This window comes from Pseudomonas meliae, from assembly GCF_001400515.1.
In the GTDB taxonomy this organism is placed as follows: Bacteria; Pseudomonadota; Gammaproteobacteria; order Pseudomonadales; family Pseudomonadaceae; genus Aquipseudomonas; species Aquipseudomonas amygdali.
Window position 1 is genome coordinate 1 of the sequence record NZ_LJQT01000373.1, and the last position, 9,571, is coordinate 9,571.

The window sequence follows — 9,571 nt, forward strand, 5'->3', positions numbered from 1 at the left end:
CGATAGTGGAGATTATCGTTCCTCGCGCCCTAGCCCAGACACTTATCGTTCCTCACGCTCCAGCGTGGGAATGCCTGGGGTCACGCTCCGCGTCACAAATCTGCGCTGCGCCGCTTATTCAGGATGGGACGCAGAGCGTCCAGAAACGCATGCCGACGCGGAGCGTCGCACGATAGTCGGTCAGGCTGTGCCGTACGGAGCGCTCAATCCAGGCCCAGTTTCTTCAGCCGGTAACGCAGCGATCTGAAGGACAAGCTGAGCCTTTCTGCCGCTGCGGTACGGTTCCAGCGGGTTTCTTCCAGGGCCTGCAGAATCAGCTTGCGCTCGATGCTTTCGAGGTAGTCTTCAAGGTTGTCGATGTCGGCCAGGCTAGGACCGCTGTGCTCCTGGGGGCTGGCGGACTCTGCAAGGCGCAGGTCGCTGGCATGGATTTCATCGTTTTCACAGAGCGTGTAGGCGCGCTCCAGCATGTTTTCCAGTTCGCGCACGTTACCGGGGAATCGGTAGCTCTTCAGCGTGTCCAGCGCCTGCGCATTCAGGCGCGCCACCGGTTGCGTGCCATTGCCAGCAAGTCGCTTTAGAACACTGGCTGCCAGTTGATCGATGTCCTCGCGCCGCTCGCGCAATGAGGGGACGCGCACTTCGATCACGTTCAACCGGTAATACAGATCCTGACGGAAACGGCCTGCCGCAACCTCTGCATTAAGGTTCTTGTGCGTGGCGCACAGAATGCGTACGTCCACAATCTGCTCTTGCTGGCTGCCTACACTGCGGATTGATTTTTCCTGGATGGCTCGCAACAGTTTTACCTGCATGGCCAGCGGCAGGTCGGCCACTTCGTCGAGAAACAGCGTTCCGGTATGTGCCGCCTGAAACAGACCAGGCTTGTCTTCGTGGGCACCGCTGAAACTGCCCTTGCGATGGCCAAAGAATTCACTCTCCATCAGCTCGGAAGGAATGGCCCCGCAATTCACCGGTATGAACGGTTTATCGATGCGCGGACCCTGCTCGTGGATCAGCCGCGCTACAAGCTCCTTGCCGCTGCCCGATTCGCCGCTGATGTAGATCGGCGCCTGGCTGCGGGCCAGCTTGCCGATCTGGTTGCGCAAGGTACGCATCGCCAGCGAGTCGCCCAGCAGGCGGCTGTCGATGCTGCGGGCTGGCTGGGCGCAAGGCAGGCTCAGCGCACTATTGACCAGTTCGCGCAGCCTGCCGAGGTCGACCGGCTTGGTCACAAAATCGAAAGCCCCGGCCTTGAGCGCATTAATCGCGGTGTCCAGGTTGCCGTGGGCAGTGATCATCGCCACCGGCACATGAGGGTAGCCGTGCTGGATATGCTGCACCAGCTCAAGGCCATTGCCGTCGGGCAGACGCATGTCGGTCAGGCACATATCGAACGGCTCGCGGGCCAGCCAGTCGTGGGCCTCGGCAACATTGCGGGCGCATCGGGTGTCGAGTTTCATGCGCCCCAGAGTGATCTCCAGCAGTTCGCGGATATCCGGCTCGTCATCGACTATCAGGATTTTTTGCCGTTGGCTCATGCTCAGCTCGTTTTGAACGGGTGGGCGAAGGTTATGCGCAGGCAACTGCCGCCACCTTGCCGCGGGACGTATTCCAGGTGCGCCTGATTGCTTTCGCAAAGCTCGCGTGACAGATATAGACCAAGACCGGTGCCTTTGCTTTCCGTGGTGAAAAACGGCTCGAACAGCTTGGCCAAATGTTGCTCGCTGACCCATGGCCCGTCGTCCTGTACTTCCAGAATGGGCAAATCGCTTTGTCGGTCGTGATGCAGCTTCAGCCAGACCTGCGCTGACGAATGATTTCTGCCGCTGTAGCGCAGGCCGTTCTGTAGCAGGTTGGTCATGATCTGGGTCAGTTGCCCGGAATCCATGCGGGTTGTCAGCGTGCCGAAGCTTATGTCGACATGAATCGACTGATTGGGCGCAGCGGAACTGCGAAATTCAGTGACAAAGTGTTCCAGCCAGGTTTTCAGATCGAGCAGTTCGGGCTGCGCTTCGCGTCTGCGCGACAGTTGCAGAACATTTTCGATGACCCGATCAATACGCCCCGACTGGTCATGAATGATCTGCCCCAGGCGTCGGTCCGCTGCGCTGAGTTCTTCCGACTCGTTGAGCAACTGTGCGGCATGGCTGACTGCGCCCAGCGGGTTGCGTATCTCGTGGGCAATCCCGGCGGTCAGGCGTCCCAGCGCGGCGAGCTTGAGCTGCTGCGCCTGATGAGCAATTTGCGACAGGTCTTCAAGAAAGATCAGCGTCTGGCGCTGATCGCCACGATTGAGTGCGGCAAAGCTCGGTTGCAGCACCGGCCCGATGGGTGAAGTCGTGACGCTGCGCGGCACCATGATCGGGTTGACGAGCCACTGGCGCAGGCGTTCCACCAACTGCGGCGAGTAAGCGTCGATAACCTGGCCGACCAGTCGCTCGTGGCACAGTAGGGTAAGGGCACCTTGATTGGCCAGCAGCACCTGACGGTTGGCATCCAGTACCAGAATGCCGGTACGCATGCGTTGCAGGATCAGCGCGTTGAGTTCTTCAAGGCTGTCGACATCCGCTGCACGCTGTTCGGCCAGCACTTCGCTGACCTGCATGCGCGCTGTCAGCGCCTGCACCAGCATTGCGGCGGCGAAGCACAGGGCACCCAGAGAGCCAGCCTGCACGTAGTCGTTGGAAACCGACGGTGTACCGAAGCTGATATAGAACGTCAGGTAGATGATGCCGATGGCAGAAACGGCGGCGATCAGCAAACCGATACGGCCCCGCAGCAATACATTGCTGATTGCTACGGAAGCAATCAACAGATTGCCGATGCCGCTGGAAGGGCCACCCGCCGCGTAGAACAGCGCAGAGAGCATGATTGCGTCAGTCATTGCCAGACTGAATAGCTGCGCCTGACGGCTGGGACGCTCCAGCAGCACGACGACCAGAATGTTGAACACCAGATACAGCCAGCAACCCGAGCGGAACAGGTTTGGATTGGCCAGTTGCAACAGTTCGGTTTCCAGACTGCTGGAAATCAGCAGGACCAGTACCACGCCGATGGTCAGTCGATAAAGGTGGTAAAGCCGCAGAATCCTTTGCGCCTGTGGGCTGGCAAGCGAGGGCGTGTCAGCGGTCACGTGCCGCAGGGCCTTCCAGGCGGTGTGCCTCGCTGCAATACCATTGCTGTGCCTGGCTCAGCGCGCGATCCTGAGGGAGATGAACGCCACAGTGTGCGCAGCGCACCATTGGGGTGGCCGCTATTTCAGGCGGCTCGGCACGGGACTTCGGCTTGGGGGGATTGATCAGGCGCTTGACGAACCAGATCACCGCCGCGATCAACGCGGTCCACATGAGTAAGCGAACCATGACTACCAGCTTAGTGATTGACGATGGCGCAGTGTAGCCAAGGTACAGTCAGGCGCACAGTGGCTGCGGCGCATAAATGTGCTGCATAAAAAAAGAGGCCCGAAGGCCTCTTTCTTAATGCCGTGAAGATCAGTCGAACAGACCCAGGGTCATGTAGCTGAACCACGAACGGCTCTTGGTGCCTTTCGCTTCGGCGTCTTTTTCCGCCTGCTCGTCCAGCTCTGCCTGATTTTCCGGCAACAGCTCTTTCGGAATGGCGTCCTTGGCGTCCTGATACTGCTTCTTGATGTCCTGATCGGCACGGGTCTGGCCCGGTGGCAGCGGTGCGCTACCGTCGATCAGACCAAGGGTCGCTTTCGACAGCCACGAGCGGTTGTCGGCTTCGGCCTGACGCGGGGTGAACTTGCCGTCAGCCAATTGCGGGTGGTTCGGGTAGTTGGTTTTGAGCACTTCAAGGCTGGTGGCTGCCAGATCGTCGAGGTGCAGACGCTGATAGGACTCGACCATAACGGCCAGACCGTCACCTACCGATGGCGTCTCCTGGAAGTTTTCCACGACATAGCGGCCACGGTTGGCGGCGGCGACATAGGCCTGACGGGTCAGGTAGTAGTCGGCTACGTGAATTTCGTAGGAGGCCAGCAGGTTGCGCAGGTAGATCATGCGCTGCTTGGCATCCGGCGAATAGCGGCTGTTCGGGAAGCGGCTGGTCAGCTGAGCGAACTCGTTGAACGAGTCGCGGGCAGCGCCCGGGTCACGTTTGGTCTGGTCCAGCGGCAGGAAGCGCGCCAGCAGGCCGACGTCCTGATCGAAGGAGGTCAGGCCCTTCATGTAATACGCGTAATCGACGTTCGGGTGCTGTGGATGCAGACGGATGAAACGCTCGGCAGCGGATTTGGCTGCTTCGGGTTCACCGTTCTTGTAGTTCGAGTAGATCAACTCGAGCTGGGCCTGATCAGCGTAGCGACCGAACGGATAGCGTGATTCCAGCGCCTTGAGTTTCTCTGTGGCACTGTTATAGCTGTTATTTCCCAGGTCGGCCTGCGCCTGCTGGTACAGCTCGACTTCGCTGAGGTTTTCGTCGATGACTTCCTTCGACGAACAGGCCGCAGTCAATGCGAGGATGGCGATCAGCAGCAGGTGTTTCACTTGCATGGCGGCTTGCGTCCCTATAACGGCCTGCTGTCTTGGGCGGGGCCGTCCTGTTATGATGAGCGCCCCGCGATACCGGCGGGACAAAAGACGCCGTATTTAACCACAAGCGCGCTGCCGAAACCAAAGGCTAGCCGCCACCTAGTCTGGTCATGTCCGAAAATATAGAACTCCGCGCAGAGGTACCGTCCGAATTGGGCGGTCAACGCCTCGATCAAGTCGCCGCACAATTATTCGCTGAGCACTCGCGCTCGCGCCTTTCCGCCTGGATCAAGGACGGCCGCCTGACTGTGGACGGAGGCGTATTGCGCCCCCGCGACATCGTGCATGGTGGCGCTGTTCTCGAGCTGATTGCCGAGCAGGAGGCCCAGGGTGAATGGGTTGCTCAGGACATCGAGCTCGACATCATCTATGAAGACGACCAGATCCTCGTCATCAACAAGCCGGCGGGTCTGGTGGTGCATCCGGCTGCCGGTCATGCCGACGGCACGCTGCTCAATGCCTTGCTGCACCATGTGCCGGACATCATCAATGTTCCGCGCGCCGGCATCGTGCATCGTCTGGACAAGGACACCACTGGTCTGATGGTTGTCGCCAAGACCATTCAGGCACAGACCCAACTGGTTACCCAGTTGCAGAGTCGCAGTGTCAGTCGTATCTACGAGTGCATCGTGATTGGCGTGGTGACCGCAGGCGGCAAGATCGACGCACCGATCGGCCGTCACGGCCAGCAGCGCCAGCGCATGGCGGTGATGGAGGGCGGCAAGCAGGCGGTCAGTCATTACCGCGTGCTGGAGCGCTTCCGTTCGCACACCCATGTACGGGTCAAGCTGGAAACCGGGCGTACCCACCAGATTCGCGTGCACATGGCGCATATCAACTATCCGTTGGTCGGCGACCCTGCCTACGGCGGTCGTTTCCGTATTCCGCCAGCGGCCAGCCTGACCATGGTCGATTCGCTCAAGACCTTCCCGCGGCAGGCGTTGCATGCCCGCTTCCTGGAGCTGGATCATCCGACCACCGGTAAACGCATGAGCTGGGAATCGCCATTGCCGGACGATTTCGTCTGGTTGCTGTCCCTGCTCAAGCAGGATCGCGAGGCGTTCATCGGGTGAATGACTGGCTGATACCTGACTGGCCTGCGCCAGCACAGATCAAGTTCTGCGTTACCACTCGCTCGGGTGGGGTCAGCCTGGCCCCGTTCGACAGCTTCAATCTGGGCGATCACGTCGATGACAGCCCGCAGGCCGTGGCGAGCAATCGCCAGCGGCTGACCGCCAGTCTCAAGGCTCAGCCCGCCTGGTTGAAGCAGGTGCATGGCGTAGACGTTGTACCTGCCGATCCATCCCGTGTCGTCGAGGCCGATGCCAGCTGGACGAGCACGCTAGGCGTGGCCTGCACCATCATGACCGCCGACTGCCTGCCCGCGCTGTTCTGTCGTCGTGACGGTACGCGTGTGGCTGCCGCGCATGCCGGCTGGCGCGGGCTGGCGGCCGACAGCCTGCAGAGTGCTCCCGAAGACATCATGGTCTGGCTGGGGCCGGCCATCGGCCAGCCGTCGTTCGAAGTCGGCCCCGAGGTGCGCGAGGCCTTTACCGCCAGCCACCCGCAGACAGCCGCTGCGTTTGTCGCCAGTTCGAATCCTGATCGTTTCATGGCCGACATCTATGCGCTCGCCCGGTTAAGACTGGCAGCCCAAGGTGTCTCTGCCGTGTATGGCGGCGGGCTGGATACCTTCACCGACCCGCGCTTCTTTTCCTACAGGCGTGCCACGCGCACTGGCCGCTTCGCTTCGCTGATATGGATCGAACACGCCTGATTGCCGGGCTGTTTTGCACATTCCAGCTAGACTTGCCTGAACACTCGTCTGATCTGTATCAACCCCGGCCCGCTTGAAACGCGCAGAATCGTCCGCATCTAACTGGCTATTCAGCAGGTTTTCTTTATAGGTGTGTTCATTGCTCCGGCCTGCATTAAAGGAAGGTGACTAATGCGTATCGACAGATTGACCAGTAAATTACAGTTAGCGTTATCCGATTCCCAGTCGCTGGCCGTTGGCCTCGACCATCCCGCCATCGAACCTGCGCACTTGATGCAGGCGCTGCTTGAGCAGCAGGGCGGTTCCATCAAGCCTCTGCTGTTGCAGGTAGGCTTCGACATCAACAGCCTGCGCAAGGAACTGAGTGCAGAGCTGGACCGCCTGCCAAAAATCCAGAACCCCACTGGCGACGTCAACATGTCGCAGGATCTTGCGCGCCTGCTTAACCAGGCCGACCGTCTGGCACAGCAGAAAGGCGATCAATTCATTTCCAGCGAGCTGGTGCTGCTCGCGGCAATGGACGAGAACAGCAAGCTCGGCAAATTGTTGCTGGGGCAGGGCGTCAGCAAGAAAGCCTTGGAAAACGCCATCAACAACCTGCGCGGCGAAGGTGCCGTGAATGACCCTAACGTCGAAGAGTCGCGTCAGGCGCTGGACAAGTACACCGTCGACCTGACCAAGCGCGCCGAAGAGGGCAAGCTCGACCCGGTGATCGGTCGTGATGACGAGATTCGTCGCACCATTCAGGTCCTGCAACGCCGTACCAAGAACAACCCGGTGCTGATCGGTGAGCCTGGCGTGGGTAAAACCGCTATCGCCGAAGGCCTGGCGCAACGCATCATCAACGGCGAAGTGCCGGATGGCCTGCGCGGCAAACGCTTGCTGTCGCTGGACATGGGCGCATTGATTGCCGGTGCCAAGTACCGTGGTGAGTTCGAAGAGCGCCTGAAATCGCTGCTCAACGAACTGTCCAAGCAGGAAGGCCAGATCATCCTGTTCATCGACGAACTGCACACCATGGTCGGCGCCGGCAAAGGCGAAGGCTCGATGGACGCTGGCAATATGCTCAAGCCTGCGTTGGCTCGCGGCGAGCTGCATTGTGTCGGTGCCACCACGCTCAACGAGTACCGCCAATATATAGAGAAGGACGCTGCACTTGAGCGTCGCTTCCAGAAAGTGCTGGTGGACGAGCCAAGTGAAGAAGACACCATCGCAATCCTGCGCGGCCTGAAAGAGCGCTATGAAGTGCACCATAAGGTCGCCATTACTGACGGTGCGATCATCGCCGCGGCCAAGCTGAGCCATCGCTATATCACCGATCGCCAGTTGCCCGACAAGGCCATCGACCTGATCGACGAAGCCGCCAGCCGCATTCGTATGGAGATCGATTCCAAGCCTGAAGTGCTTGATCGTCTTGAACGTCGCCTGATCCAGCTGAAAGTGGAAGCCCAGGCGCTCAAGAAGGAAAAGGATGAAGCGGCTATCAAGCGCTTGGAAAAACTCCAGGAAGAAGTGGTGCGCCTTGAGAAGGAATACGCCGATCTCGAAGAAATCTGGACCTCGGAAAAAGCTGAAGTAACGGGTTCTGCACAGATCCAGCAGAAAATAGAGCAGTCCCGTCAGGAACTGGAAGCGGCGCGTCGTCGTGGCGACCTGAACCGCATGGCCGAGTTGCAGTACGGGATCATTCCGGACCTGGAACGCAGCCTGCAAATGGTCGATCAGCACGGCAAACCCGAGAACCAATTGCTGCGCAGCAAAGTGACCGAGGAAGAAATTGCCGAAGTCGTGTCAAAGTGGACCGGTATTCCCGTGTCGAAAATGCTGGAAGGCGAGCGCGAGAAGCTGTTGCGCATGGAAACCCTGCTGCGCAACCGGGTAATCGGTCAGGAAGAAGCGGTGGTCGCGGTCTCCAATGCCGTACGTCGTTCGCGTGCAGGGCTTTCCGACCCGAATCGTCCAAGCGGTTCGTTCATGTTCCTCGGTCCGACCGGTGTGGGTAAGACCGAACTCTGCAAGGCGCTTGCCGAATTCCTGTTCGATACCGAAGAGGCGATGGTGCGTATCGATATGTCCGAGTTCATGGAGAAACATTCCGTGGCTCGTCTGATCGGCGCACCACCGGGCTATGTCGGTTACGAAGAGGGCGGCTACCTGACCGAAGCTGTGCGTCGCAAGCCGTACTCGCTGATCCTGCTCGATGAGGTCGAGAAGGCACATTCCGACGTGTTCAACATCCTGTTGCAGGTGCTTGAAGACGGGCGCCTGACTGACAGCCACGGGCGGACGGTGGACTTCCGCAATACCGTGATCGTCATGACCTCCAACCTGGGCTCGGCCCAGATCCAGGAACTGGTCGGTGATCGTGAGGCGCAACGTGCTGCGGTGATGGATGCGGTGGGTACGCACTTCCGTCCGGAATTTGTGAACCGGATTGACGAAGTGGTGATCTTCGAACCGCTGGCGCGTGACCAGATCGCCGGTATCACTGATATCCAGCTGGGCCGCCTGCGCAAGCGTCTGGCCGAACGCGAGCTGGCGCTGACCCTGAGCCCCGAGGCGCTGGACAAGCTGATTGCCGTCGGTTACGACCCGGTCTATGGAGCACGGCCGCTGAAGCGGGCGATCCAGCGCTGGATCGAGAACCCGCTGGCACAGATGATCCTCTCGGGCAGCTTCATGCCCTGCAGCACCATCACTGGCAAGGTCGTCGACGACGAGATCGTGTTTGCCTGATAGCGCTCGCCAGCTCTATATAGAGGGCCCTCTCGCCGAGGGCCTTTTTTCTGAGGATGCTGCCAGCAGTAAAATCGGGCCTGAAAGGGGCTCTGGGAAAAAATCGCAAATCATTGTCTTAAAAAGCAATTTATAGGGTTGACAGGTGTTTTTAAAATTGTAGAATAGCGCGCCTCAGAGACGTGAACGCAACGATACAAACGAAGCGCAAAGGTCGATGAGATTGAAATCAACGAGTTAACAGCACGCTGGTTTCAAGGCAACAGGTTGTAAAGTTGAATCTGAAATCGATAGTTCCGCGATAGCTCAGTTGGTAGAGCAAGTGACTGTTAATCACTGGGTCCCTGGTTCGAGTCCAGGTCGTGGAGCCAGATTTCGCAAGGTTCAATGAAGTTTCAGTCGGGGTATAGCGCAGTCCGGTAGCGCGCCTGCTTTGGGAGCAGGATGTCAGGAGTTCGAATCCCCTTACCCCGACCATATTTGGGTCGTTAGCTCAGTTGGT

Annotated in this window: 7 protein-coding genes and 2 tRNA genes; 5 read left to right on the forward strand and 4 right to left on the reverse strand. The window is 59.2% G+C overall.

The genetic code is table 11. From position 1 onward, the window contains the following. Window positions 1-203: 203 nt before the first annotated feature. The 4 genes from ALO64_RS17710 to ALO64_RS17725 form a co-directional block, all read right to left on the reverse strand. Entirely contained in the window at window positions 204-1,541 is a 1,338-nt protein-coding gene (locus ALO64_RS17710) for a sigma-54-dependent transcriptional regulator (RefSeq protein ID WP_016982716.1), read from the reverse strand. 2 nt (window positions 1,542-1,543) lie between these two features. Then, entirely contained in the window at window positions 1,544-3,136 is a 1,593-nt protein-coding gene (locus tag ALO64_RS17715) for a sensor histidine kinase (RefSeq protein WP_044343857.1), read from the reverse strand. Next, a complete protein-coding gene (locus ALO64_RS17720) occupies window positions 3,126-3,365 on the reverse strand; it encodes a PP0621 family protein (protein ID WP_044343858.1) in 240 nt (79 codons plus the stop codon). The genes ALO64_RS17715 and ALO64_RS17720 overlap by 11 nt, the downstream gene beginning before the upstream one ends. A 129-nt stretch (window positions 3,366-3,494) precedes the next feature. Continuing rightward, window positions 3,495-4,517, reverse strand: coding sequence for an outer membrane protein assembly factor BamD (locus ALO64_RS17725; RefSeq protein WP_005733851.1), 1,023 nt, complete (start codon window positions 4,515-4,517; stop codon window positions 3,495-3,497). Window positions 4,518-4,666: 149 nt separating this feature from the next. Here ALO64_RS17725 and rluD point away from each other — a divergent pair, with 149 nt between their 5' ends. From rluD to ALO64_RS17750, 5 genes are all read left to right on the forward strand, one after another. Continuing rightward, window positions 4,667-5,629: a 23S rRNA pseudouridine(1911/1915/1917) synthase RluD gene (rluD, locus tag ALO64_RS17730; protein WP_002551999.1), complete on the forward strand. Its 963-nt coding sequence runs from the start codon at window positions 4,667-4,669 to the stop codon at window positions 5,627-5,629. After that, window positions 5,626-6,333 (forward strand): peptidoglycan editing factor PgeF, encoded by a 708-nt coding sequence (gene pgeF, locus ALO64_RS17735; protein ID WP_044343859.1) that lies wholly within the window; start codon window positions 5,626-5,628, stop codon window positions 6,331-6,333. The genes rluD and pgeF overlap by 4 nt, the downstream gene beginning before the upstream one ends. A 171-nt stretch (window positions 6,334-6,504) precedes the next feature. Further along, on the forward strand, window positions 6,505-9,069 hold the full coding sequence (clpB, locus tag ALO64_RS17740) for an ATP-dependent chaperone ClpB (protein ID WP_044343860.1): 2,565 nt from the start codon (window positions 6,505-6,507) through the stop codon (window positions 9,067-9,069). Window positions 9,070-9,364: 295 nt separating this feature from the next. Continuing rightward, window positions 9,365-9,440 (forward strand) — tRNA-Asn (locus tag ALO64_RS17745). Between the two features lie 29 nt (window positions 9,441-9,469). Continuing rightward, window positions 9,470-9,546, forward strand: a tRNA-Pro gene (locus ALO64_RS17750). Window positions 9,547-9,571 lie beyond the last annotated feature (25 nt).